Here is a 26,330-nt window from a genome sequence, read left to right as displayed (position 1 = left end):
GCCATGATCCCGCGCCGCCAGGTCAAGAACCCGCACGCCGAAGCCGAACAGTTCCGCCGCCGCGCGGCGCTGGGTTTCCTGGGCGTGCTGGTCTGCCTGCTGGGCCTGGGCGGCTGGTACTTCAAGCTGCAGGTGCTGGACCACGACGTCTACGCCACGCGCTCGGAGGCCAACCGCATCAAGCCGCGACCGGTGGTGCCGGGGCGCGGCATGATCTACGACCGCAACGGTCGCCTGCTGGCCGAAAACGTGCCGGCCTTCCGCCTGGACGTGACCCCGGACAAGGTCAAGGACATGGATGCCACCCTGGAAGGGCTGGCGAAGATCATCAACATCAGCCCGGAAGAGCTGGAAGCATTCAACAGGTCGCGCAAGGCGCGCCGCAAGTTCCTGCCGGTCACGCTGAAGCTGCGCATGAGCGATGAGGAGATGGCGCGCTTCGCCGTCGACCGCTGGCGCTTCCCCGGTGTCGAGCTCGAACCCTACCTGACCCGGCGCTACCCGTACGGCGATCTGTTCGCGCACATCATCGGCTACGTCGGCCGCGTTGATGACAAGGATCTGGAGATCCTCGGCGAAGGCAATGCCGCGCTGACCCACATCGGCAAATCCGGCCTGGAGCGCTATTACGAGCAGCAGCTGCGCGGCAAGGTCGGCTACGAGCAGGTCGAGACCAACGTGCAGGGCCGCGCGATCCGCACCATCGGCCGCGTCGCCGCGCAGTCCGGCGCCGACCTGCGGCTGTCGATCGACGCCGACCTGCAGCGCGCGATGGTGGCCGCGTTCGGCGACCAGGAAGGTTCGGCGGTGGCGATGGATCCGCGCACTGGCGAAGTGCTGGCGATGGTCAGCCTGCCGTCCTACGATCCCAACCTGTTCGTCAACGGCATTTCCCATGCCGACTTCAAGGCCTTGAACGAAAACCCGTCGCGGCCACAGTTCAATCGCCTGGTGCTCGGTGGCGTCGCTCCCGGTTCCACGCTGAAGCCGCTGATCGGCCTGGCGGGACTGGACTCCGGCGTGCGCCGCCCGGAAGACAAGGTGCTGTCCACCGGCATGTTCTACCTGCCGGGCACCTCGCGCGGCTGGGGTGACGCCCACCGTGGCGGCCACGGCTGGACGGATCTGCGCAAGTCCATCGCCGAATCGGTCAACACCTATTACTACAAGCTGGCGCTGGACCTGGGCATCGAGCGCTTCGACCATTACATGGAGTACTACGGCTTCGGCCAGCCGACCGGCATCGACCTCACCGGCGAGATCGGCGGCATCCTGCCGTCGCCGGCCTACAAACGGAAGACCCGCAAGGAAGCCTGGTATCCCGGCGATACGGTCAACATCAGCATCGGCCAGGGTGACTGGAAGGTCACCCCGCTGCAGCTGGCGCGCGGCGTCAGCGGCCTGGCCGACGGCCAGCTGCGCACCCCGCACCTGGTGATCCAGCAGCGCGACGGCTTCGACAGCGACTGGACGGCAATGCCGGCCGGCGAAAGCAAGCCGATCAGCCCCAACCCCAACAACGTGCAGGCCGTGCGTGAGGGCATGATGGCGACCATGCGGCCCGGCGGCAGCGGCTGGCGCGTCGCGGTCGGTGCGCCGTACGTGATGGCCGGCAAGACCGGTACCGCACAGGTCATCAGCCGCAAGGGCACTGCTGCAGTGAACCCGAAGAGCCTGCCGATGCACCTGCGCCACCGCGCGCTGTTCGTTGGCTTCGCGCCGGTCGAGAGCCCGGTCATCGCGATTGCGGTGGCAGTGGAAGGTGGTGGCTATGGTGGTTCGGCCGCGGCGCCGATCGCGCGCAAGGTGTTCGACGCTTACCTGTTGGGCAAGATGCCCGAAGGCATGCAGCCGCTGGACAGCGAGCGCGGCACCACCGCCATCGGCGCCACCGCGTTCGACAACGAAGACGCGGGCGCACGTCAGGCCGGTGACCTCGCCGCTGCACAGGTGGGAGAGCATCCGGTGCTGATCGGTGCACCCGCACCGGAGCCGGCGCCTGCGCCGCAGCCGGGTGCGCCGACCGCCGCGCTGCCCGCCACGCCCCGCCCGACCCCTGCGGAGCCTGCACGATGAGAGTGTTCCTGCGCTGGGCCGGCGACATGCTGCGCCGCTTTTTCAGCACGCTGGACTGGGTGCTGTGCCTGGCCCTGGGCGCGCTGATGGTGATTGGCCTGGCGACCCTGAAGAGCGCTGGTGGCGACAGCCTGGTGATGGCGCAGGGCGCGCGTTTCGCGGTGGGCATGGCCGCACTGTGGGGCATCTCGCGGGTGCCGATCCTGCGCATCCGCTCGGCCACGCCGATGATCTACGCGATCTCGATGATCCCGTTGCTGGCGGTGTTCGTGCTGGGCACCGGTAAATATGGCCGGCAGTGGCTGGACCTGAAGTTCTTCTACCTGCAGCCGGCCGAACTGCTGAAGGTGAGCCTGCCGATGATGGTGGCGTGGTACCTGCACAAGATGCCGCTGCCGCCGCGCTTCAATACCGTGCTCGTGGCCTTGATCATCATCGGCGTACCCACCGGCCTGGTGATGCTGCAGCCGGACTTCGGTACCGGCGTGCTGATCGCCGCCAGCGGCGTGTTCGTGCTGCTGCTGGCGGGCCTGCCGTGGTGGTGGGTTGGGCTGGGCGTGGGCGGCGTGGCAGCGGTTGCGCCGGTGGCCTGGTTCTGGTTGCTGCGGCCGTACCAGAAGGACCGCATCATGATGTTCCTGGACCCGGAGATGGACGCGCTGGGCGCCGGCTGGAACATCATCCAGTCGAAGATCGCGATCGGTTCCGGCGGCTTCGATGGCAAGGGCTGGGGCGAAGGCTCGCAGTCGCACCTGAACTTCATTCCCGAGCAGACCACCGACTTCGCGTTCTCGGTGTTGAGCGAGGAATTCGGCTGGATCGGCGTGGCCACCGTGCTGGCTTTGTACCTGGTGGTGATCGGGCGCTGCCTGTGGATCGCCAGCCAGTCGCGCGATTCCTATTCGCGCCTGCTGGCGGGTGCCACCGGCCTGGCGTTCTTCGTCTACGTGCTGGTGAATGGCGGGATGATTTCCGGCCTGCTGCCGGTGGTAGGCGTGCCGATGCCGCTGATCAGCTACGGAGGTACTTCGGCGGTGTCGCTGCTGGCCGGTTTCGGCCTGGTAATGGCGGTGCGCAGCCACAACCCGGTGCACGGGGGGTACGGGTAACACCGGCTGCGCGCTTCTGTAGAGTCGAGCCATGCTCGACTGCCGGAAATGCAGTCGAGCATGGCTCGACTCTACAAACGCAGAACCACAATGACAGCTTCACGCAAGCACCCGTTGCTACCGTGCCCGCGTGAAATGGAAACGACTGCTTGGCAGCTGCCGTGAGGCGCTGCGCACGATCGATCTGCCGTTGCTGGGCGCGTTGTTGATCCTGATGGGCGCCGGCCTGGCGGTGCTGCACAGCGTGTCCGGCCCGGTGGCCGGGCAGGCGGCACGCTTTGCCGGTGGGCTGTTGGCGATGTGGCTGCTGTCGCGTGTTTCGCTGCTGCGATTGCGTGCATGGACCCCTGCGATCTACGCGCTGTCGATGCTGCCGCTGATGGCGGTGTACGTCATCGGCACCGGCAAGTACGGGCAGCGCTGGCTGAACCTCGGCGTGTTCTACCTGCAGCCGTCCGAACTGCTCAAGCTCAGCCTGCCGCTGATGATGGCGTGGTACCTGCATCGGCAACCACTGCCGCCCTCGCCGCGCACGGTATTGACTGCCGCGCTGCTGATCGGCATGCCGGCGGTACTGATCCTCATGCAGCCCAACCTCGGCACCGCCACGTTGGTCACTGCCAGTGGCGTGTTCGCGTTGTTGCTGGCGGGCTTGCACTGGGGCTGGTTGGCGACCGGGGCGGCAGGGCTGGCAGTGGCTGCACCCCTGGCGTGGTTCGGCTTGCTGCGGCAATACCAGAAGGATCGTGTGCTGACCTTCCTCGACCCGGCGGCCGACCCGCTTGGTACCGGCTGGAACATCCTGCAATCGCGCATCGCGATCGGTTCCGGGGGCTGGCAAGGACGTGGCTGGGGGCAGGGCACGCAGGCCACGCTGGATTTCCTGCCCGAGTACACCACCGACTTTGCGTTCTCGGTGCTGGCCGAAGAGTTTGGCTGGATCGGCGTGGCGACGCTGTTCGCGCTGTACCTGTTCGTGGTGGGGCGTTGCCTGTGGATTGCGGTGCACGCGCGCGACACGCACGCGCGATTGCTGGCCGGTAGCCTGGGGCTGGCGTTCTTCGTCTACGTGCTGGTGAACGGCGGAATGATTTCCGGCCTGCTGCCGGTGGTGGGCATTCCGATGCCGCTGATCAGTTATGGCGGGACATCCGCTGTCTCGTTGCTGGCCGGCGTCGGGTTGGTGATGGCGGTACGCGGGCATCGGCCCGTGCACGGGGGATAGCGTTTCCAGCCAACGGCGCAGCCCCCTCGTGGGTGGTGTCTGGGTGGTCGCGGAAAGCAGAAGCCGCGGGTGGGCCGGTCGGGTTGGGTACGCGGGGGACGCCGTGAATCCGTCCCTGGAGGCTTGGCAGCCGCATCCATGCGGCTGACACCCCCGCGTACCCAACCCGACCGCCCTCTGACAGATTTTGGCGGTCTGCCACCCACGGAGAAGCAAGAGAAAATCAAAAGCGGGTCACGGCGCTGCGCTTGCTCGTGAGCCGAGCATGGCTCGGCTCCACACAAGGCAATGAAGCGACCCGCCAAACCGCTTTTGCTTTTGATCTTCTCTTTTCTTCTCCGTGGGTGAACGCGCCCGAAAACTGTCAGCGGCCGGGTGGGTGGGCAGTGCGGGGTGTCCGCGGCATGGATGCCGCGGCCAAGCCCCCATGGTGAAGTGACCCCCGGGAGTTGGACATCAGATCCAACCCCGAGGGATACATGAACAGATACGACGCGCGTTTCAAACTGCAGGTCGCCAAAGAGGCCTGCAAGACCTCCACATCGGTCAAAGCCGTTGCTCGTCGCTACGGCCTGGAGTTCTCCACGGTCAGGCGCTGGGTGGCGACCTATCGGCTGCATGGTTGGCGCGGGTTTCGCCGCCAGGCCCAGTCCTATGACCTCGCATTCAAGCTGGCTGTCCTGAAGAAGATGGGCCAGGACGGCATGTCCGGGCGGGAGGCCACCACTTACTTTCAAATTGGCGATGCCGGCGCGGTGGGTCGGTGGCGTCGCCTGTATGCTCAAGGCGGTGCCCAAGCGCTGGCACCACCTCCGCCGCCGCCCCGAAAGCCGATGAAAAAGACCCGCTCGTCCAAGCCACCTGAGGAAATGAGCCGCGATGAGCTGCTCAAGGAAGTCGCCTATCTGCGTGCGGAGACCGACTACCTAAAAAAACTCGATGCCTTGATCCGGGAAGAGCAGGCGGCGCAGGACGCAAAGCGCAAGCCATCCAAGGATTGAGGCAGGTTCATACGCTGTCGCTTCTGCTCGAAGCGGCAGAGCTGTCACGCAGTACGTTCTATTACCAGAACCATGTCCTGGCCCATCCGGATCAGGATGAGGCAGCCCTGTGCGAGCGCATCCGGGCAATCTACGATCAAAGCCAAGGGCGCTATGGGTATCGCACGGTGACGCTGGAACTGGCCAATCAGGGCCATCGGACCAATCACAAGCGGGTACAGCGCCTGATGGGGGAGATGGGCCTGAAATCACGGGTACGCGTGAAGCGCTACCGGTCCTTCAAAGGGGCCGCCAATGTTGTGGTTGGCAATGACCTCAATCGCCAGTTCCATGCCGAGCGGCCCAACCAGAAGTGGGTGACCGACGTCACCGAGTTCAAGGTGCAAGGCATGAAGCTGTACCTGTCGCCGATCATGGACCTCTACAACGGTGAAATCGTGGCTTATCAGATCAAGCGCCAGCCTGTGTTCGATCTGGTAGGTCAGATGCTGGAGGAGGCCATCAAGAAGCTTTCGCCGGATGAGCGGCCAATGATCCACTCCGACCAGGGCTGGCAGTACCAGCATGAGAACTACCGGCACATGCTGGAAAAGCACTCGTTGAAGCAAAGCATGTCCCGACGTGGCAACTGCTTGGACAATGCGGCAATGGAAAGCTTCTTCGGGACGCTGAAGTCGGAGTTCTTCTACCTGAACAGATTTGACAGCATCGAAAGCCTGGAGGCCGGGCTGGTGGAGTACATCAAGTACTACAACCAAGAGCGAATCAGATTGAAATTGAAGGGGCTAAGCCCGGTAAAGTACCGGGAACAGGCCCAAGCAGCCGCCTGACCCCACCGTCCAAGTCTCGGGGGTCACTTCATGGATGGGTTCACGGCGTCCCCGCACTGCCCACCCACCCGGCCAGCTCCCAGCAATCCGGCTTTCTGCGACCACCCAGACACCACCCACGAGGGGGCTGCGCCGTTGGCCGGAGACTTCCTGGCGCTGCGCAATGCCCGTTGTGGAAGCGTTCTCACAACAATGCGACGCAACACGCTCTCCGACCAAAGTCCGCGAAAAACGTTAGCTGGTTCACATTTTTACACCGCGTTGATCTTGATCAATGGACTTGTCGTAATCGGCCTGCACAATGGCGGCCCGTTCGGTACGGCGCGCCGTCAATCGATGCAGCGCGAGGGGGCGTCGGGCGGGAGCAGTACTGATCCAACGGGTACAGGGAGCGCGGGGAACTGCCACTGGGGAGCGGCAGCCGCGCAGGTACCGACCGGATCCGGTCGCCGGTTGCGTCTGCGGGGATGGGGACGCAACCGGCCACCTCTATCTGAATGGGGAAGCTCGATCACGGCGTCTTCACATTTCCCGCTGAACGTGGGCAAATCGTTGTGATTCATGGTGTTAGGGGTTTTAATTCATCCATGACCTGCTAACCTGCGACGATGATTCGACGCACTCTGGCCTGCATGCTCACCCTCGGCCTGGTCGCCTGCGCGACCCAGCCGAAGTCCCCACCGTCTCCGCCCCAGGCCAGCAGTACGCCGCGCCAGCCCGCCACCAAGGCCCACGGCCCGGCCGAGGCCGCGCCCGAAGCGGCCGCTGCTACAGCGCCGCCGGTCGATCTCACCCCGGTGCCGTTCGAGGTCGCACGGGCCCGCTTTGTTGCCGATACGGCCAAGCGCTATGGCCTGAAGCCAGAGCAGATCAGCAGCGTGCTCGACCAGGCGCAGGTGCGCCAGCCGATCATCGCAGCCATGTCGCGCCCGGCCGAACGGGTCAAACCGTGGAACGAATACCGGCCGATGTTCATCAGCAAGGCACGCATCGATGGCGGCCGTGCGTTCCTGGCCCAGCATCGTGCCGAACTGGATCGCGTGCAGCAGCGCACCGGCGTGCCGGCCGAAGTGATCGTGGCGATCATCGGCGTGGAGACCAGTTACGGGAAAAATGCCGGCAACCACCGCGTGCTCGATGCGCTGTACACGCTGGCGTTCTACTACCCGCGCAGTGGCGACCCGGCCAAGCTGGAACGCGAAGTGCGTCGCGAGCTGTTCTTCCGCGATGAGCTGGCCAAGCTGTTCGAGCTGGGCCGTGAGGAAAAGCTGGACATCACCACGCTCAAGGGCAGCTATGCCGGTGCGATGGGCATGGGCCAGTTCATGCCGTCCAGCTATCTCGATTACGCCGTGGACGGTAATGGCGATGGCCGTCGCGACCTGTTCACCAGCTACGACGATGTGTTCTCGTCCATCGCCAATTATTTCGTGAAGAAGGGCGGCTGGGTCCGTGGTGGCCAGGTGGCCGTACCGGCCACGCTGGCGCCGGGGCGCGAGGAGTTCAACCCGACCGAATGGATGCCGACCTGGTCGCTGGCCGACCTGGCGCAGCGCGGCTACCAGCCCAGCGCTGCGGTGCAGCCGGGCGCCACCGCAACGCCGATCACACTTGAGGGCAGCACCGGCAAGCAGTACTGGCTGGGCTTCCAGAATTACTACGCGATCACCCGCTACAACCTCTCGAAGATGTACGCGATGGCCGTGTTCCAGTTGTCGCAGGCCATCGCCGGACAGGAGCTGCCCCCGGCATGAACATCAGATGGCTGGTCCCGAGCTTGATCGTCCTCGCGCTGGCTGCCTGCAGCAGTGCGCCGAAGAAGCCGGCCACGGCCGGCCACGGTGGCAAGCCCAGCGGCACGGTGGTGCAGGGTCGCGGCTCGCGCCCGGCGCATTGCCCGGAGGGCTCGCCCTATGCCGCGGCCAAGGAAGACCCGAACACGCGCGGCAACTACACCGCCGGGGGGCTGTACAAGCCCGGCGTGCGTGACAGCACCCCGGACTACATTCCCAACGTCGCCTGCATTCCCGAGCCGGAAGTGACCGCCGAAGAGCGTTCGGCCATCGGCAACAAGTCGCCGTACGTGGTGCTGGGCAAGTCGTACAAGGTGCTCGACGACACCCGCAACTATGTCGAGCGCGGTACGGCCTCGTACTACGGCGCCAAGTTCCACGGCCGCCTGACCTCCAACCGCGAGGTCTACGACATGTACCAGTTCACCGCCGCGCACAAGACGCTGCCGCTGCCCAGCTTCGCCCGCGTCACCAACCTGGACAACGGCGAGTCGGTGATCGTGCGCGTCAACGACCGTGGCCCGTTCCATGACGGTCGCGTGGTCGATCTCAGTTATGCCGCCGCGGTTCGACTGGGCATCACCCAGCGCGGTACCGGCAACGTGGAAGTGCGTGCGCTGCAACCGGGCGAGAGCAACCTGCTGGCCCAAAAGCCGTCGCGCCGCGAGCGCCGTGCCGCCGAAACGGCTGTCGCGGCGGCCAGTACGCGCCCGGTAACGGCTGCGCGTGCCACCGCCGACAGCGACATTGATCGCCTGGTCAAGCGCCTGCCGGCCGACGCCATGCCTGCGCGTGGCCAGCCGGCCACCACCCAGGGCGTGGCCAGCGCCGTGCCGGACGTGGCGGTCAGCAGCCTGCCGCCGAGCGCACCGCCGGCGCGCAGCGCCCCTGTGGCACCGGTTGCCGTCGCCAGCGCGGCGCCGCGCGCGGTCACGCCGGCGCCGGCGCGTACGACGCCGGCCACACCGACGGCCCCCAGCCTGTCGCAGCAGGTGGTAGGCGCGGTGATGGTGCAGGTCGCCAGCTTCTCCAGCCGCGACAATGCCAACCGCGCAATGGGCCAGCTCAACGCCGCCGGCATCGTTGGCGCGACCATCAGCGACATCGCCGCCGGTGGCCGCACCCTGTTCCGCCTGCGCGTTCCCGCCAGCGACCATGCCAGTGCCGCGGAACTTGTCGGCCGCATTGCCGGTCTGGGCCTGGGTTCGCCGCAGATCGTCAAGGATTGACCCGCCCGGGCCGGTGCTGCCGGCCCATGCCGCCCCGGCCTTACAATGGCCACTACGTTCCACCCTCCATTCCTGGCCGTCCCCTGGAGCCTGCTGTCCAATGAATTTCCGTTCCGCCGCCACCGCCCTGGCCGCCACCCTGGTGGTGGGCCTGGCTTCCGCCCAGACCCCGCTGCCGACCCCGGCCACGCCGGCGCCTGCCGCCGCCGCTGCCGCCCCGGCCACCGTTGCCACCCCGCCGGCGCCGGTGCCGAGCGTATCCAAGGCCTGGGTGCTGATGGACTACGCCACCGGCCAGGTGCTGGCCGGCGAGAACATCCACGAGCAGCTCGCGCCGGCCAGCATCACCAAGGTGATGACGTCCTACGTGGTTGCCGCCGAGGTCAAGAACGGCAAGGTCCGTGCGGATGACCAGGTGATGATGAGCGAGCGCGCCTGGCGCGAAGGCGGCGCCGGCACCGATGGCAGCTACAGCGGCTTCCCGGTCAACCAGACCGCACGCCTGGAAGACATGGAAAAGGGCATGGCGATCCAGTCCGGCAATGACGCCGCGATCGCCCTGGCCGAGCACGTGGCCGGCAGCGAAGAAGCCTTTGCGTCGCTGATGAACAGCTACGCCGCCAAGATCGGCATGAAGAACTCGCACTTCGTCAACGCCCACGGCCTGACTGCCGAAGGCCACCACAGCACCGCCTACGACCTGGCGCTGCTGGGCCGCGCGATGGTGCGTGATTACCCGGAAACCTACGCGTACAACAAGATCAAGGAATTCCAGGTCGGCAACATCAAGCAGCCGAACCGCAACCTGTTGTTGTGGCGCGACGGCAGCGTGGACGGTATCAAGACCGGCCACACCTCCGAAGCCGGTTACTGCCTGATGAGTTCGGCGCAGCGTGGCGACCAGCGCCTGATCGCCGTGGTATTGGGCGGTGCGTCGGAAAAGCAGCGCGCCGATGACAGCCTGGCCCTGCTGAACTGGGGCTTCCGCTTCTTCGAGACCCACCGCCTGTACGAGCCGGGCAAGGCCGTTGCCGAGCACAAGGTCTGGAAGGGCACCACCGACAAGGTGCAGCTGGGCGTGGCCCAGCCGATGCTGGTGAGCGTGCCGCGCGGCCGCTACAACGACCTGAAGCCGAGCATCGATGTGCCCAAGACCCTGGAAGCACCGTTCACCGCCGGCCAGCAGATCGGCACCGTGAAGGTCACCCTGGATGGCAAGGTCGTCGCCGAAGCGCCGCTGGTGGCCGTGGCCGCCGTCGAGCAGGCCGGCTTCTTCAAGCGCCTGTGGGACAGCTTCTGGATGTGGTGGGAATCGGAATGATCCACGCCCCGGCGTGGTGAACGAAAAGGCCGGCGAATGCCGGCCTTTTCTGTTTCGGGATGCCGGTTGCGTGCGGATGCGGGTAGTGCCGGCCGCTGGCCGGCTCCGCTTGAACCCATCCGGATGTGCCAACAGCCGGCCAGCGGCCGGCACTACCCTCAGCCGCTCGCTTACAGCGAGCGATGCAATAACCGGTGTGCCGACCAACGGTCGGCACCTACCCGCTTCACCATCAGCCCCTCGCCTACAGCGACCGGCTGATGGTGAAGCTGCCGAACACCGGCGCCTCGCGCTGGCCGTTGAACTCGCGCGTGCTGTGGTAGCGCGCGGCGGCGAACTTCCAGCGGCCGTACATCACCGCCACGCCGTACCCGCCGTAGGCCACCACATGGCGCTTGTCCACGCTGTGACTGTTGCGGAAGGTGTTGCCATCCAGGGTGATATCGCGGATCACCCAGGCAGCGTCCGAGGTCGCGAACAGGTGCCAGGACCACCCACTGGGGCGGCCGCGGCGGGTCGGCGCGGTGTTCTCGCCGGCCGGGCGCAGCGGCGTGCTGCCGAAGTCGTCTGGCAGCTTCCAGCCAAAGCGCACTTCACCGCCGAAATTGGCCTTGGTTTCCAGGTTGCCGATCGACCCGCCGTAGTGGCTGATCGCGTCCCAACCCCAACCGTCGGCATTGACGCTGGCATCGCCCGGCCAGCGGCGCATGCGCTCATGGGTCAGCATGAACAGTGGTTCGTTGTGCAGCTGGTTGTCCCAACCCTTGAATTTTTCGTCGCCCAGCACGTCGTGCACGGCATTCTGCACCTGCTTGCCCTGTGCCCACGGACCGACCACGCCCAGTGTCAGCTGGGTGGTCTGCAGGCGGTCGCCGCTGCGCGCATTGAAACCGAAGTTCGCGATCAGCACGCCGGCGTAAGGGCGGTCGTCCTCGATCAGGTCCCTGCGAGTGAAATCGGTCGGGGTGAAGATCCCCTGGCCGATGCTGAAGATCATGTTCTGCTGTTCGAACTTGCCCGGATGCAGCCCTTCCAGGTACCGGTTCACCCAGCGCGCCATGCGCGGCAGGCAGGGGTCGTCGGTGTAATCGACCAGATTGGGGGAAACCAGGGTCAACAGCGCACCGTTGGTATAGCCCTGATCCTGGTGGCGGCCGCCGAACAGGTCGTTGTCGACGCGGAAATTAACCTGCGGCGGGTGGTCGCGCATGGCGTCCGGGCCACATTGTTCGGCCGCCTGGGCGGCAAGGGGGAGGGCAGAGGCCAGCAGGCCGGCGAGCCCGAGAGCTGCGACACTACGCATGGATGGAATGCTCATGGGGAAGGGGGCGGTTTTCAGTCGTTTTCTGCAACGCTACGGTACTCGTGCCCGCGCGTCGGAACGAGCACGTCCGGATCACTTGTCTGTTCCGAAAACAACATTGTCCGGCGGGCACAATTTGTTACCCGCGTACGCGCCGCAGGCCGGGCGTGAAGGCGGTCGCGGGCCGCCCGTACGATGTTCGCGTTGGTGACGGTCAGGAGATTGCAGTCAGCTGCCGTTGGGCCTCAGGCCCGTCCCTTGGGCTGCCTGCAACGCAGCAGACCGCCGGTGCGGTCCTGGCGTTGATGAATACTCTTGGGTTTGTTGCCCTGCGGCCCGATAATGGGGCCATGGAAATCAAGTCCGACAACCCCGACCACGGCTTCCAGTTCCCCGGCCAGTTCGAGCTCAGCGCCATGGGCCCGGCCAACCGCGGCCTGGAGCATGAGCTTCCCCGCCTGTTGCTGGCCGCCGGCATCGATGTGGTGAACGAACGCATCAGCTGGAAGCACTCCTCCAACGGCAAGTACGTGTCCGTCCGCATCGTGTTCAAGGCCGGGAGCCGCGAACAGTACGACCTGGCGCACCAGGCGCTGCGTGACCACCCGGAAGTGAAGTGGACGCTGTAGCCGACTCCTGCCCGGCCGAAGCCGCCCCGGAGGACCGTGCGCCGCGTCCGGCGCTGGTCCGTGACCTCGGCCGCCAGCCGTATGAACCGGTGTGGCGCGCCATGCAGCGCTTCACCGACCAGCGAAGCGACGCCGATGCCGACGAGCTGTGGGTGGTCGAGCACGATCCGGTGTTCACCCTGGGCCAGGCCGGCAAGGACGAGCATGTGCTGGCGCCGGGCGACATCCCCGTGCTGCACGTGGACCGCGGCGGCCAGGTGACCTATCACGGTCCCGGCCAGATCGTGATCTATCCGTTGCTGCGCCTGCCACGGCTGGGCATCGGTGTACGCGATTACGTGTGCCGCATCGAGCAGGCGCTCATCGATACCCTGGCCGAGTGGAACATCGGCGCCGAACGCCGCGAGGGCGCCCCGGGCGTCTACGTCGGTGGTGCCAAGATTGCCGCACTCGGCATCCGCGTGCGCCGCGGCTGCACCTTCCATGGGCTGGCCTTCAACGTGGCCATGGACCTGGAACCCTTCCACCGCATCAATCCCTGTGGCTATCAGGGGTTGCAGGTGACCTCGGTGCTGGACTTGGGCGGCCCCTCCGGGATGGACGCCGTCAAGCCAGTGCTGCTGGACCACCTGGCCCGCCAGTTTGGCCTGCTGCTGCAGCACACGCCCGAACGGCCCGATCTTTCTGCGGCCGCCTGACCGCCCCCCGGAACTGCCATGACTGAAACCACCGCCCGTTCCATTCCCCTGCAGATCGTGCAGGGCGATTCTCCGTCCACCGCGCCGTTGCAGGCCGGGGTCAAGCAGCTGGGCGGTGACAAGATCAACCGTTCGCCGGTGCAGTTCGCCGACGCGCCGGTACTGCGCAAGCCGTCCTGGATCCGCGTGCGCATTCCTTCGGGCAATGCCGTGCAGAACCTGAAGGCCAAGCTGCGCGAGAACCGCCTGGTGACCGTATGCGAGGAAGCCAGCTGCCCGAACATCCACGAGTGCTTCGGTCATGGCACCGCCACCTTCATGATCCTCGGTGAGGTCTGCACCCGGCGCTGCTCGTTCTGCGACGTGGCCCATGGTCGCCCGAAGCCGCCGGATGCCAACGAGCCGGCCAGCCTCGGCCAGACCGTGGCCGACATGGGCCTGAAGTACGTGGTGGTGACCAGCGTCGACCGCGATGACCTGCGCGACGGGGGTGCCCAGCACTTCGTTGACTGCATCACCGCCATCCGCGAGAAGTCGCCGGGTACCCGCATCGAGGTGCTGACCCCGGACTTCCGCGGCAAGGGCCGCATGGAACGTGCGCTGGAGATCCTGGCGCAGAACCCGCCGGATGTGTTCAACCACAACATCGAGACCGTGCCGGACCTGTACCGCAACGTGCGCCCGGGTGCGGACTACCAGTGGTCGCTGAACCTGCTGAAGAACTTCAAGGCGCAGCACCCGGACGTGCCGACCAAGAGCGGCATCATGCTGGGCCTGGGCGAGGACTTCGAACAGATCAAGGCCACGATGCGTGACCTGCGCGCGCACGACGTGGACATGATCACCATCGGCCAGTACCTGCAGCCGACCGCGCACCACCACCCGGTGCTGAAGTACTGGACCCCCGAGGACTACAAGGCGCTGGAAGACTACGGTTACGAGCTGGGCTTCAGCCATGTGGCGTCCGGCCCGATGGTGCGCTCCTCGTACCACGCCGACGTGCAGGCCAAGGGCGCAGGGGTTTCCTGACACCCTCCCGGTGGGTGGGAGCTGCTTCTCCTGTGGGTGCGGACCGTTGGTCCGCACACCTCTGCCTGCGGTAGAGCCGAGCCCATGCTCGGCTGCTTGCTGCCGGCCAGCCGAGCATGGGCTCGGCTCTACATGCATTCACAATTTGCTACACCGGCCCGGCTAGGCTGGTTTTCCACCGAGCGCGGCCGGGTGACAAACCCGGCAACTTTCGGCACTGTCGGGGTGTCTGAACACCCTGCAGTCTCCCCCTTGGCAAGGCGCCTTCGAGCACGTCAATGAAATTCAAAGCCCCCGCATTCCTGATGGCCCTGGCGCTGGTCGCGCCGCTGGCGCTGGCGGCCAAGGCCGACTCGCCTGCATTGCCCGCTGCGGCAACTGCCGATCAGGTGACCACCTCCAAGCTGGTGTATGGCCTGTTGTCCGACAGTCGTTACGCCTACCGACCGCGTGCGCTGGACGAGGCCACCTCCAAGGACGTGTTCAAGCGCTATCTGGAGACGCTGGACGGCGCCAAGCAGTATTTCACCCAGGCCGACGTGGCGCGCTTTGCGCCCTTCGAAGCCAACATCTCCTCGGCCATCCGTGGCGGCGAACTGGAACCGGCGTTCCAGGTGTTCGCGGTCTACAAGCAGCGTGTCGGCGAACGTGTGGCCTTTGCGCGCAAGCTGCTCAAGCAGGAGCCGGACTTCACCACCGACGAGCGCTTCGAGTACGACCGCAAGAAGGTGCCGTGGGCGGCCAGCAGCGCCGAGCTGGATGAGCTGTGGCGCAAGTCGGTGAAGAACGACTGGCTGCGCCTGAAGCTCGCAGGCAAGAAGCCGGACGATATCCGCAAGACGCTGGACAAGCGCTACGCGACGCTGGAGAAGTCGGTCAACGAGCTGAAGGGCGAAGACGTCTTCCAGTTCTTCATGAATTCGTACACCAGCGCGGTTGATCCGCACACCGATTACTTCACCCCGCGCACGGCCGAGAACTTCAACCAGGCGATGTCGCTGTCGCTGGAAGGCATCGGTGCGCAGCTGCAGCGCCAGGACGACGTGGTGGTGATCCGCGAGATCATCGCCGGCGGCCCGGCTGCGGTGGACGGCACGCTGAAGCCGGGTGACCGCATCGTCGGCGTTGGCCAGGGCAAGTCTGGCCAGGTCGAGGACGTGATCGGCTGGCGCATCGACGATGTGGTGGCCAAGATCCGCGGCGCCAAGGACACCCAGGTCAAGCTGGAGTTCATTCCGGCTGCCGAAGGTGCCGACGGCAAGCACCACACCCTGGTACTGACCCGGCAGAAGGTGCGCCTGGCCGAACAGGCCGCCAAGGGCGAGACCATGACCATTCCGGCCGCCAACGGCGAGCCGGCACGGAAGATCGGCGTGATCAAGCTGCCGACCTTCTACCAGGACTTCGAAGGCCGTCGCCGCAACGCCGCCGACTATGCTTCGGCCACCCGCGACGTGGCCAAGCTGCTGGCTGGTTTCAAGAACGACAAGCTGGACGGCGTGGTGCTGGACCTGCGCAACAATGGCGGCGGTTCGCTGGATGAAGCCATCGAACTGACCGGCCTGTTCATCGAGCAGGGCCCGGTGGTGCAGGTGCGTGAGTCTGGTGGCCGCGTCACCGTCAACAGCGACCGCAACCAGGGTGTGGCGTGGGATGGCCCGCTGGCGGTGCTGATCAACCGCGGTTCGGCCTCGGCCTCGGAGATCTTCGCCGGTGCGATCCAGGATTATGGTCGTGGCCTGGTGATCGGTGAAACCAGCTTCGGCAAGGGCACCGTGCAGAACATCGTCGACCTCGACCGTTGGCCGAGTGGCGAGACCCAGCGCTTCGGCCAGGTCAAGCTGACCATCGCCCAGTTCTTCCGCATCAGCGGCAGCAGCACCCAGCACAAGGGCGTGGTGCCGGACCTGGCCTTCCCGGCCAGCGTCGATGCCACCGAATTCGGCGAGAGCACCTACGATAACGCCCTGCCGTGGACCCGCATCGCCGCCGTGCCGCACACCCAGTACGGCAACTTCGCGCCGCTGCTGCCGAAGCTGGAGGTCCGCCACGACGCGCGAATCGCCACCGACAAGGAATTCCAGTGGTGGAACGAGGACGTGCAGCAGTTCCGGACCGAGGCGGCGAAGAAGTACATCTCGCTCAACGAGGCCACCCGTCGCGCCGAACGCGAGCGCCAGGACGCCCAGCGCAAGGAACGCCAGCTGCAGCGCAAGGAGCTGGGCCTGGCCCTGGACCCGCTGGCCGATGACAGCAGTGATGATGGCCTGACCGGCAACGAACGCGACATCGTGAAGGATGCCGCCCGCGAGAAGGCCGCCGAAAAGCGTCCGGACCCGCTGCTGCGCGAGTCGGCCTCGATCCTGGCCGACGCGGTGAACCTGCTGGCCAATGACCGTCCGCTGTCGGCCCAGGTGCTGCCGCAGTCCACCGGCGCGGGGCGTTGGGCGGACTGAGCCGGAGGCGGCGCACGACATCCGCAGGGGCCGGCATTGCCGGCCCCTATCTGTTTGGGAAGCCCATTCCCGGTCGCGCCGGGCCATGCCCGGGCCAATGAAGTGCCGCAAACGACTTGATCCCCTCCGTCCCCTTTTACGTGCATGAACCGGGAGCAACGTGGGGGGGCATATCGACCTGCCGCACACGGGGGCCGGACTACCCTTGGTGCTTCCGTCCTCGCAGGAGTACCCATGCGGGCCTCCCGTCTTTCCCGCGCTGCCGTGGCGTGCGCCAGCGCCTTGATCCTTTCGGCCTGTGGTGGCCGCGCCGCCGACAGCACCGTGCTGCGCGAGTCTTTCGATTCCGGCGATACCTTCTCGCGCACCGTTGAGGGACGCCCCGGCGAAGCCTGCGAGGCCGCGCGCCGCACGCTGCTCAGCCAAGGCTATGCCATCGCCCGCTCCGATGACGCACAGGTGGAGGGCAACAAGAACTTCCAGCCGCGCGAGGATGACCATGAGCAGCTGGTGCTGCGCATCTCCTGCGCCCCGCGCGGCAGCCAGACGCTGGTGTTCGTCAGTGCCGTGCAGGACCGCTACGCGCTGAAGAAGAGCCCGACCTCGGCCAGTGTCGGCGTGGGTGCGCTGGGCTCGGTGTCGCTGCCGTTCGGCAGCAACGACGACTCGCTGGTGAAGGTGGCCAGCAGCACGGTCACGGATGCCGAGTTCTATCGTCGCTTCTTCCAGCGCCTGCAGCAGTATCTGCCGGCCGCGGCTGGCACGCCATCGCCATCGCCGTCGCCGGCAGCGGCGCCGGAACCCGCACCGGCGGTCACGGACCAGGGCTGAGTGTGCGCGGCAGGTGGCTGATTGCAGCCCTGCTGGCGCCCGCGTGGGTCGTGGCAGCGCCATCCCCGGACTGTACGCAGGGCCTGCTGCAGCGGTTGGGGTGGCGCTTCGAAGAAGCGTCCCTCACCGCGCCGCAGGTGCGCGGTGGTCCCGTATGTACGCGTGCCTCGCTGGCTGATTCACAGGCGGCCGGCGACCTGCAGGTGCGGTGGCCGGCGGCGCTGCCCGCTGCCGCTCGGCAGGCACTGCTGCAGCAGCTGCTGGATGACCCCGCCACCGTCTGCGCCTATGCCTTCGAGCTGGGGGCGGCCACGCGGCGCGCGACTTCGGCATTGCAGGGCAATCCCACGTTCCGCTTCTCCGGCCCGCAGCTGGGATGGATCGGCTTCGGATTGCAGGGCGCACCGGCACAGGGTTGGCAGCGTACGCGCAGTTTCGGTCGTGGCTTCGTGCCCCGCGCGGGCAACAGCCATGCGCTGCAGGCGTTCTACAGCGGTGCCGTGCGTGCCGAATGCGGTGTCGGCCGCCAGGTCGCACAGCTGGCCACCCAGCGCGAGCTGTATGGCGATGCTGCGTTCGACACCGGGTTCGCAGCGGAGGAACTGTCGATCGGCACCTTCCTCGCGCTGCACGACACCGACAGCATCCTGCTCGGCGCGCATGCGGGCGACCTCTTCGCCGATGGCAAGGCGGTGCGCACCGCGGCGATGGGGCGGCAGGCGTTCGTGGGCGTGCCCGGTTTCATCGAACATGTGTACGACAAAGGCACGCTGGACGACCTGAGCAACCAGGCCGAGAACTTCGTGGTGGTCGAGGTGGGCGAGGGCGCTGCGCAGGCGCTGGCGCTGCACGCCGGCCTGGCCTGGTACGACCAGCGCAATGCCGAGCTCTGGAAACTGGCGCAGGACATTCCGCGCGCCGGCCAGCGCTATTTCGAGCGCCTGCTGTTCGAGCGCGATCCACAGCTGCGCGCACGCCTGGCACCGCGCTACCACGCGGCTCTGGTGCGCATGGATCAGCTGCTGGACGATCCGTTCTACCAGCAGTTCGTGATCTACGTGCATCCGCGCGGTATACGTCCTATCGGCTACCACATCGTCCGCCTGCTCGATCGCAACCCGAGAACGCCGTTTTCGATCGACCTGGCGGTGCACAATCTGCATACCACGCTCTACCGGCGTTGGCGCGAGGCGCAACTGCGCCACTGCGCGGCTACCGGCAGGCCAGGCAGCCTGACCCTAGACCCCAACTGAAGGTGAAACAATGGATATTGCAATGATCGGCCTCGGCCGCATGGGCGCCAACATGGCCCAGCGCCTGCATCGCGGCGGCCACCGCGTGGTCGGCTACGACCCGGGCGAAAGTGCGCGCCAGCGCGCTGCAGAGGCCGGCCTGGAAGTGGTTGATTCGCTGGCCGCCGCCGTGGCCGCGCTGCCGGTGCCACGCGTGGTGTGGCTGATGGTGCCGGCGGGTGAAACCGTCGACCAGACGCTGGGACAGCTGACCCCGCACCTGGCCGAGGGTGACATCGTCATCGACGGCGGCAACTCCAACTACCAGGACTCGATCCGTCGCGCCAAGGCGCTGGCGGAGGACGATCTGGGCTACGTCGACTGCGGCACCAGCGGCGGCGTGTGGGGCCTGCAGGAAGGCTACAGCCTGATGGTCGGTGGCGAAGCGCCGGTGGTGGAGCAGATCGCACCGCTGCTGCGCACGCTGGCTCCGGCGGAGGATCGCGGCTGGGCGCGTGTTGGTCCATCCGGCGCCGGCCATTTCACCAAGATGGTCCACAACGGCATCGAATACGGAATGATGCAGGCCTATGCCGAAGGCTTCGCGCTGATGGAGCGCAAGCAGGAAATGGAACTGGACCTGGCCCAGGTGGCCGAAGTCTGGCGCCACGGCAGCGTGGTGCGTTCGTGGCTGCTGGACCTGAGTACCGAAGCACTCAAGCGCAATCCGTCGCTGGATGGCATCGCGCCATACGTGGAGGATTCCGGCGAAGGCCGCTGGACCGTGGCCGAAGCCATCGCGCTGGACGTGCCGGCACCGGTGATCACGTTGTCGCTGCTGGAGCGCCTGCGTTCGCGCGAATCGAATTCGTTCACCGATCGCCTGCTGTCGGCGATGCGCAATGAATTCGGCGGCCACGCCATCAAGAAGTCGTAAGCACTGCGGTGGGGTCAGAGTCCTTCGGCGTTGCCGAAGGGATCCGACCCCGGGCAGATCGGGGTCGGATCCCTTTCCGCAGGAAAGGGCTCTGACCCCATGCAGCCAGTCGAGCATGGCTCGACTCTACAAAAGCCGTCTCTGATCGTTGCCACGTCATCCACGCATGGCGTGGATCTACTGGTCAGTCCAACGCGATCCGCCGCCCTTCGCGCGCGCTGTCCATGCCGGCCTGCAGCAGCCGCATCAACTGCAATGTCTGCATCGGGCTGACCGTCGCTTCGCCGTCGCCGTGCATCGCCGCTGCGAACTGCGCATACAACCGACGATAGTCGCCGGGCAGGTTGTCGACGGTGCTGCGCAGAACATTGTCTTCTGCATCACAGCGCACCAGTTCGCCATGCCGGGGATCGATGCCCCAACCGGGCGCACCCGGCGCTACGCCGCGGCGCAGCTGGGCCTCCTGCACATCCAGGCCGTACTTGATCCAGCTGGCCTTGCTGCCATGCACGCTGAAGTGCGGGGCAGGGGCAGCCACCAGCGAACCGGCATGCACGATGGCGCGGTGCCGCGGGTAGTGCAGTACGGCGTGGAAGTAGTCGATGCCGGCGCCACCTTGGCGCTGCACGGCCAGATCCGCATCGATGGCGTCGGGCCAGCCGAACAGCACCAGCATCTGGTCCAGCAGGTGCGGGCCGAGGTCGTACCACAGGCCACTGCCTGGCCCGTCCTGTTCGCGCCAACGGTCGCGCACCTGCGGCCGGTAGCGGTCGAAATGCGCATGGCATTCGGCCACCTCGCCCAGCGTGCCTTCGGACAGCAGCGCCTGCAGCGTGAGGAAGTCGGCATCGAAGCGCCGGTTCTGGAACACGGTGGCGATGCGGCCGGCGTCGCGTGCTGCGGCCAGTACTGTTTCCGCTTCGGCCACATCCAGCGCAAAGGGTTTGTCGACCAGCACGTGCTTGCCGGCGGCCAGCGCGGCCATCGCCAGTGGCACGTGCTGTTCGTTCGGCGTGGCGATCACCACCGCATCCACCGCTGGATCGTCGAACACGTCCTGTGGCGTTGCACGCACGTGTACGTTGCTGAACGTGCGCAGCAACGTGTCGCGCTGCGAGCTGACGATGCTGTGCAGGACCAGGCCGGGCGTGTGCTGGATCAGAGGGGCATGGAAGACGCGGCCGGCGAGGCCGTAGCCGATCAGGGCCAGGTGCAGGTCGGGGCGCATGGCAGAGCTCCGGCTGGGGGGGAAGGGCAGGGTAAACGACGGATGCGGACAGCCCAAAACTGAACCGTTGCCGTTGGAAACGCTTCGATTCACGGCGGCATGACCGCGACGCCACGCCTGCTCTACGTGCGCTTGTCCAGACTGGCAGCACATCCCGAAGGAGAACGACACGATGAGCAATACCACTCGCACGCTGATTGCTTCTGCCCTGACGCTGGGCCTGGCACTGTCCTCCTCGGCCGCCTTCGCCAAGGACCCGGCCGCGAAGAGCCCGCCGGCCACCAGCGCACATCCGGCTACCCATGCGGATCGCCATGATTCCAACGAACCGGTGACCGACAGCTGGATCACCACCAAGGTGAAGGCGGACCTGCTGACCAGCAGCAACGTCCCCGGCACCGAGATCAAGGTGGAAACGGTGAACGGCGTGGTCAGCCTGAGCGGCACCGTGGCCACCCAGGCCGAGAAGGACAAGGCGGTCACCACCGCCAAGGGCATCAAGGGCGTGACCCGCGTCGATGCCGCCGCATTGAAGGTCAGCGCTGCCGCCAAGCGCTGAACCGGTTGGGCGCCCCCGCGTGGGGCGCCCGGTGACCTGTAGAGCCGAGCCACGCTCGGCTGGAACTCCAAGGCAGCCGAGCATGGGCTTGGCCCTACAGGTCTGATTGCCAACCCGTTCAGCCGACCGCGCTGGAAATTCCAGAGTTGTGACCGCCTGCGCTATATTGCCGGTTCCGCCGCAACCGGGTTCGGCCCGGCCAATGCGTCGCGGCAGAGCTGAAGAGGAACTATGGCGCTGGTTTTCAGTGACGACATCTGGGACCGCTGGCGGTTGCCGGCCTTGGCGCTGGCCGCCGCCGCGATCATCGTGGTGCCGTGGTTGACCCTGCGTAAACTGCAGCAGGACAGCGAACAAGCGATGGCCTGGGTCAACCACACCCAGGCCGTGGGCGTGGCACTGCAGCAACTGCAGGCCGATGTGCGCGACGTTGAATCGGCCGCGTTGACCCTGTCCAAGGGCGTGGATGCCCCCGGCCTGCGCGAGCGCATGGCCCGCGCCGATGAAATTCCCGGGCGCCTGGCCGAACTGGGCCGGATGACCCGCGACAATCCCGACCAGCTGATCCGCATCGGTCGGATCGAATCGATGCTGGAAGGCCGCATGACACTCGCCCGCGAGCTGGCCAGGTCCGAGCCGAACAGCGACCAGCGCGAGCTGGTGCAGGACCTGAGTACGCGCTATCCCATCCGCGGGCTGGTGGAAGAACTGCAGGCCAGCGAGCAGAAGCTGCTGGCGCTGCGCGCCGAGCAGGCGGCGCGCCAACGCAAGCAGACCGAACTGGTGTCGTGGAGTTCGCTGGTGATCCAGCTGGCGCTGCTCGGCCTGGTGCTGTGGCTGCTGCAGCGGCAGATCGGCCGTCGCCTGCATGCGGAGCGGCAATCGCTGCGCTCGGCTGCACGTGCGGCGTCGGTGCTGCAGACCGTGCGCGAACCGATCGTGCTGCTCGACCGCGACCTGCGCGTGCAGCTGCACAATCCAGCATTCGCTGAGCTGTACGGCCTGCAGGACGAGCGTGCCGACGGCCTGCTGCTGGAAAACGTTGGCGACAATGCATGGCAGGACCCGGTGGTCCGGCAGCGCCTGGCCGACGTACTGTCGCGCGGTCGCGAACTGTGGGACTTCGAGCACGAGCAGCGCACCGCTGACGGCGTGGTGCGCTACATGCTGCTCAACGCGCGGCGCATGCCGCTGCCCGACAGCGATGACGAGGTAGTGCTGCTGACCATCAGCGACGTCACCATGCAGCGCGCAGTGCAGCTGCGCGTGGAAGAGCTGAACCGCCAGCTGGAAGGCAAGGTTGCGCAGGTATCCGAGGTCAACCGCGAGCTGGAGGCCTTCAGCTATTCGGTCTCGCATGACCTGCGTGCACCGCTGCGCCACGTGGCCGGATTCTCCGACAAGCTGTCGCGCCACCTCGGCGATCAGGCCGATGACAAGAGCCGCCACTATCTGGACGTGATTTCCAGTTCGGCCCGGCGCATGGCAGCGTTGATCGACGACCTGCTGGTCTACTCGCGCCTTGGCCGTGCGGCGATGCGGCAGCAGGCGGTGGACATGCAGTCGCTGGTGGCCGACACCCGGGCCATGCTCGATTCCAACCTGCAGGCCGAGGCCGAGAACAGCGGCCATGTGCACCAGGTGGAGTGGAACATCGCGCCGCTGCCGATCGTGGTGGGCGACGAGAACATGATCCGCCAGGTCTGGCTCAACCTGCTCGGCAACGCAGTGAAGTACTCGGGCAACCGCGAGCCGGCGAAGATCCGCGTTGACTACCAGCAGCAGCCCGACGGCGGCCATCAGTTCACGGTCAGCGACAATGGTGCAGGCTTTGACATGGCCTACGCCGGCAAGCTGTTCGGTGTGTTCCAGCGCCTGCACAAGGCCAGCGACTATCCGGGGACCGGCATCGGCCTGGCCAGCGTGCGCCGCGTGCTGACCCGCCATGGTGGCCGTATCTGGGCCGAGGCCGAACCGGACGTCGGCGCCACTTTCCACTTCTACCTGCCTCCCGCGACCGACGCGGACAAACAAGGTCCCTCTGCATGACGACTCTGCGCACCATTCTTCTCGCCGAAGACAGCCCGGCGGACGCCGAAATGGCGATCGACGCCCTGGAAGAAGCGCGTCTGGCCAATCCCATCGTGCACGTCGAGGACGGCGTGGAAGTGATGGACTACCTGCTGCGCCGCGGTGCCTTCGCCAACCGCGAGGAAGGCTTGCCGGCGGTGCTGCTGCTGGACATCAAGATGCCGCGCATGGATGGCCTGGAAGTGCTGCGGCAGATCCGCGAGCACGAAGAACTCAAGCGCCTGCCGGTGGTGATCCTGTCGTCCTCGCGCGAGGAAAGTGACCTGGCCCGCAGCTGGGACATGGGCGTGAACGCCTACGTGGTCAAGCCGGTGGACGTGGACCAGTTCTTCGGCGCGGTGCAGACCCTGGGCAAGTTCTGGGCATTGATCAACCAGGCACCGGAACTCGAGTGAGCCCATGCCCCTGACCGGTCCCGCCCTGGGGGCGCTGCGCATCCTGCTGGTGGAAGACTCAGCGGAAGATGCCGAGCTGATGTCCGAACAGATGCTCGACGCGGGCCTGGAGGCCCGCTTCGAGCGTGTGGAGAGCGAGGCGGAACTGCGCCAGGCACTGGCTGTGTTCCAGCCGGACATCGTGCTGTCCGACCTGAGCATGCCGGGGTTCTCCGGTGACGACGCGCTGCGCATCGTGCGCGAGACCTCGCCGGAGGTGCCCTTCATCTTCGTCTCCGGCACGATGGGTGAGGAGAATGCGGTGGCGGCGCTGCAGAAGGGCGCCAACGACTACATCATCAAGCACCAGCCTGCGCGCCTGCCTTCGGCGGTCGCGCGTGCGATCCGCGATGCACGCAGTGCTGTCGAGCGCGCACGCGTGGAAACCGAACTGATGCGTGCGCAGCGGCTGGAAAGCCTGTCTCTGCTTGCCGCCGGGCTCAGCCACGACCTGCGCAACATCCTGCAGCCGTTGCTGATCATGCCGGACCTGCTGAAGGCCCGCACCGAGGATCCGCAGCTGCACCACCTGGCCGACGTCATCGCCGAGTGTGGCCGCCGCGGCCATGAGATGGCCGAGTCGATGCTGTCGTTCGTGCGTGGTTCGCGCAAGCCGAGCGAGCGCATCGAGATCGATGGCCTGTTCGATGCGGTGGCGCTGCTGTTGCGCAGCAACGTGCCCGATGCCGTGCGCCTGGAACTGCAGGTGCTGGACGAAGGCCTGGTAGTCGACGCCAACTACACCGAACTGCAGCAGGTAATGCTGAACCTGGCGCTCAACGCGATCCAGGCGATGCCCAACGGTGGCCGCCTGAGCCTGACCGCCAGCCATGCCGGCCAGCGCGATGGCGTGGACTGGATGCAGATCTGCGTGTCCGACGAAGGCATCGGCATGGATGCGGACACGCTGTCGCACCTGTTCAATCCGTTCTTCACCACCAAGGCCGATGGCACCGGCCTGGGCCTGATTTCCTGCAAGCGCATCGTCGAAGGCGCCGGCGGCAGCATCCATGTCAGCAGCCAACCAGGGCAGGGCACCTGCTTCGAGCTGCGCTTGCCGATGCACGAAGCCAGCGACGGCAGCGAGCCGATCGAGCAGCTGGTGGCCCTGGGCAGTGGCCAGTCGATCCTGGTGGTCGACGGCGAAGCCACGCGCCTGTCGCTGCTCGGCAACGCGCTGTCCAGCCAGGGGTATCAGCTGCAGCTGGCCTCCGATGGCCCGGCGGCGCTGCGCTGGATGCAGCAGGAGGCGATGCCGGCGCTGGTGATTGCAGACGCCGGCTCAAAGCTGCTGCCGGCCAGCCAGCTGCTGGGCGAGATGGCTGCGCTGGGCTATCGCGGCCCGGCGCTGGTGCTGGAGGACGCGGCGGTGGCGGTGCCTGCCGATGCATTCCCGGCCGGCGTGGACGTCCATGTACTGCGCAAGCCGCTGCAGATGCAGCAGGTGTTCCGGGCAGTGGCCGAGGCGCTGGGCTGATGCCGCTGGGGTTCTGTGGAGCCGAGCCTATGCTCGGCTGCTGTTCGCATTGACCTCGACAGCCGAGCATGGGCTCGGCTCTACAGGGCGGTTTCCCAGGGGAACCGCGGCAGCGCGTCCACCGCCTGTTCCAGCCGCCGCGACCAGTTCTGGTGGATGTCGGCATACAGCGTGGAATCCGCGCCCAGCCGCAGCTGCTGGCCGATGCGCAGTTCACCGTCGCGCAGCAGCGCCAGGTCGATCGGCAGGCCTACCGACAGGTTGGAACGGATGGTGGAGTCCAACGAGACGATCGCCGTGCGGGCAGCATCCTCCAGGCGCGTGGCGGGGCTGAGGATGCGGTCGAGGATCGGCTTGCCGTACTTGGATTCACCGATCTGCAGGTAGGGCGTCTCCGGCGAGGCGGCTATGGCGTTGCCGAGCGGGTAGATCATGTACAGCCCGGGCCGCTCGCCGGCGATCTGGCCGCCGAAGATCAGCGTGGCCTGGGTGTTGACCCCGTCATGGCCGTGTTCGCTGTGGCTGCTGTGCACCTGGCTGTCCACCAGCAGCTGCCCCACATACGCGGCGGCTTCGAACAGGTGGGTCATGTCGCGCAGGTTGGGCACGCGCCGCTCTGCGGCGTCGCGGCCCAGGCGCGACACCAGCAGCTGGGTGGTGGCCAGGTTGCCAGCCGCCATCAGCACGTAGGCTGCCTGGCCGGGATATTCGAACACGTGCAGCTTGCGATGCACGCGTACATCGTCCAGCGAGGCATTGGTCCGGGTGTCGGCAGCGAAGACCAGGCCCTCGTCCACCTCGATTCCAACGCAATAGGTCATGTCGGTGCCCTATCATGTGCG

General features: G+C 66.5%; 21 protein-coding genes. 18 read left to right on the top strand and 3 right to left on the bottom strand.

The window, feature by feature from the left end; genetic code table 11:
* Positions 1–3 precede the first annotated feature (3 nt).
* From mrdA to ACSDHM_RS15765, 7 genes are all read left to right on the top strand, one after another.
* Complete coding sequence (mrdA, locus tag ACSDHM_RS15795) at positions 4–2,076, top strand: penicillin-binding protein 2 (RefSeq protein WP_111007805.1); 2,073 nt, start codon at positions 4–6, stop codon at positions 2,074–2,076.
* Positions 2,073–3,185, top strand: coding sequence for a rod shape-determining protein RodA (rodA, locus tag ACSDHM_RS15790; RefSeq protein ID WP_005419392.1), 1,113 nt, complete (start codon positions 2,073–2,075; stop codon positions 3,183–3,185). The genes mrdA and rodA (ACSDHM_RS15790) overlap by 4 nt, the downstream gene beginning before the upstream one ends.
* 130 nt (positions 3,186–3,315) lie before the next feature.
* Positions 3,316–4,410, top strand: a complete 1,095-nt coding sequence (rodA, locus tag ACSDHM_RS15785; RefSeq protein ID WP_072167190.1) for a rod shape-determining protein RodA — start codon at positions 3,316–3,318, stop codon at positions 4,408–4,410.
* Positions 4,411–4,889: 479 nt separating this feature from the next.
* Positions 4,890–6,241, top strand: a protein-coding gene (locus ACSDHM_RS15780) for an IS3 family transposase (protein ID WP_088497681.1) whose coding sequence is annotated in 2 segments (ribosomal slippage) — positions 4,890–5,337 and positions 5,337–6,241 — 1,353 coding nt in all. Because the reading frame shifts where the segments join, the coding sequence is not laid out codon by codon here.
* 608 nt (positions 6,242–6,849) lie between these two features.
* On the top strand, positions 6,850–7,995 hold the full coding sequence (mltB, locus tag ACSDHM_RS15775; RefSeq protein WP_061479687.1) for a lytic murein transglycosylase B: 1,146 nt from the start codon (positions 6,850–6,852) through the stop codon (positions 7,993–7,995).
* Complete coding sequence (locus ACSDHM_RS15770; protein ID WP_053498246.1) at positions 7,992–9,263, top strand: septal ring lytic transglycosylase RlpA family protein; 1,272 nt, start codon at positions 7,992–7,994, stop codon at positions 9,261–9,263. Before mltB ends, ACSDHM_RS15770 begins: the two co-directional genes overlap by 4 nt.
* Before the next feature lie 100 nt (positions 9,264–9,363).
* Positions 9,364–10,584, top strand: a complete 1,221-nt coding sequence (locus tag ACSDHM_RS15765; protein ID WP_061479685.1) for a D-alanyl-D-alanine carboxypeptidase family protein — start codon at positions 9,364–9,366, stop codon at positions 10,582–10,584.
* A 244-nt stretch (positions 10,585–10,828) separates the two neighbouring features.
* On the opposite strand, the gene ACSDHM_RS15760 is transcribed toward ACSDHM_RS15765, so the two are convergent.
* Positions 10,829–11,887 carry a lipid A deacylase LpxR family protein gene (locus ACSDHM_RS15760; RefSeq protein ID WP_080376906.1) on the bottom strand — a complete coding sequence of 353 codons (1,059 nt, stop codon included), beginning with the start codon at positions 11,885–11,887 and terminating at the stop codon, positions 10,829–10,831.
* Positions 11,888–12,237: 350 nt separating this feature from the next.
* On the opposite strand from ACSDHM_RS15760, the gene ACSDHM_RS15755 reads away from it, so the two are divergent.
* The 7 genes from ACSDHM_RS15755 to gnd all read left to right on the top strand — a co-directional run bounded on the left by ACSDHM_RS15755 (position 12,238) and on the right by gnd (position 19,699).
* Complete coding sequence (locus ACSDHM_RS15755; protein ID WP_065196483.1) at positions 12,238–12,516, top strand: YbeD family protein; 279 nt, start codon at positions 12,238–12,240, stop codon at positions 12,514–12,516.
* On the top strand, positions 12,504–13,214 hold the full coding sequence (gene lipB / locus ACSDHM_RS15750; RefSeq protein WP_072167188.1) for a lipoyl(octanoyl) transferase LipB: 711 nt from the start codon (positions 12,504–12,506) through the stop codon (positions 13,212–13,214). Before ACSDHM_RS15755 ends, lipB begins: the two co-directional genes overlap by 13 nt.
* Positions 13,215–13,232: 18 nt before the next feature.
* Entirely contained in the window at positions 13,233–14,243 is a 1,011-nt protein-coding gene (gene lipA / locus ACSDHM_RS15745; RefSeq protein ID WP_072167187.1) for a lipoyl synthase, read from the top strand.
* A gap of 278 nt (positions 14,244–14,521) precedes the next feature.
* Entirely contained in the window at positions 14,522–16,699 is a 2,178-nt protein-coding gene (locus ACSDHM_RS15740; protein ID WP_072167186.1) for a carboxy terminal-processing peptidase, read from the top strand.
* 234 nt (positions 16,700–16,933) lie between these two features.
* Positions 16,934–17,530: a DUF2242 domain-containing protein gene (locus ACSDHM_RS15735; RefSeq protein WP_252744845.1), complete on the top strand. Its 597-nt coding sequence runs from the start codon at positions 16,934–16,936 to the stop codon at positions 17,528–17,530.
* A gap of 2 nt (positions 17,531–17,532) precedes the next feature.
* On the top strand, positions 17,533–18,783 hold the full coding sequence (locus ACSDHM_RS15730) for a hypothetical protein (protein WP_088496531.1): 1,251 nt from the start codon (positions 17,533–17,535) through the stop codon (positions 18,781–18,783).
* Between the two features lie 10 nt (positions 18,784–18,793).
* Positions 18,794–19,699: a phosphogluconate dehydrogenase (NAD(+)-dependent, decarboxylating) gene (gnd, locus tag ACSDHM_RS15725; protein WP_072167183.1), complete on the top strand. Its 906-nt coding sequence runs from the start codon at positions 18,794–18,796 to the stop codon at positions 19,697–19,699.
* A gap of 184 nt (positions 19,700–19,883) precedes the next feature.
* On the opposite strand, the gene ACSDHM_RS15720 is transcribed toward gnd, so the two are convergent.
* Entirely contained in the window at positions 19,884–20,927 is a 1,044-nt protein-coding gene (locus ACSDHM_RS15720; protein ID WP_439426379.1) for an oxidoreductase, read from the bottom strand.
* A gap of 172 nt (positions 20,928–21,099) precedes the next feature.
* Between ACSDHM_RS15720 and ACSDHM_RS15715 the strand changes: the two genes are divergently transcribed.
* The 4 genes from ACSDHM_RS15715 (at position 21,100) to ACSDHM_RS15700 (ending at position 25,488) form a co-directional block, all read left to right on the top strand.
* Positions 21,100–21,486: a BON domain-containing protein gene (locus ACSDHM_RS15715; protein WP_072167181.1), complete on the top strand. Its 387-nt coding sequence runs from the start codon at positions 21,100–21,102 to the stop codon at positions 21,484–21,486.
* A gap of 231 nt (positions 21,487–21,717) precedes the next feature.
* Positions 21,718–23,535, top strand: a complete 1,818-nt coding sequence (locus tag ACSDHM_RS15710) for a sensor histidine kinase (RefSeq protein WP_111007681.1) — start codon at positions 21,718–21,720, stop codon at positions 23,533–23,535.
* Positions 23,532–23,972, top strand: a complete 441-nt coding sequence (locus ACSDHM_RS15705) for a response regulator (protein WP_005411057.1) — start codon at positions 23,532–23,534, stop codon at positions 23,970–23,972. Before ACSDHM_RS15710 ends, ACSDHM_RS15705 begins: the two co-directional genes overlap by 4 nt.
* Before the next feature lie 4 nt (positions 23,973–23,976).
* Positions 23,977–25,488, top strand: a complete 1,512-nt coding sequence (locus ACSDHM_RS15700; protein ID WP_088496527.1) for an ATP-binding response regulator — start codon at positions 23,977–23,979, stop codon at positions 25,486–25,488.
* 80 nt (positions 25,489–25,568) lie between these two features.
* Here the strand turns inward: ACSDHM_RS15700 and ACSDHM_RS15695 are convergent, their stop codons facing one another.
* Positions 25,569–26,309, bottom strand: coding sequence for a 20S proteasome subunit A/B (locus ACSDHM_RS15695; RefSeq protein WP_061479677.1), 741 nt, complete (start codon positions 26,307–26,309; stop codon positions 25,569–25,571).
* Between the last annotated feature and the right edge of the window lie 21 nt (positions 26,310–26,330).

The organism is Stenotrophomonas sp. T8, assembly GCF_051853085.1.
GTDB classification, from domain to species: Bacteria; Pseudomonadota; Gammaproteobacteria; order Xanthomonadales; family Xanthomonadaceae; genus Stenotrophomonas; species Stenotrophomonas sepilia.
Note: the sequence above shows the minus strand (reverse complement) of the source record. Positions and strands in the feature narration are given on the sequence as shown.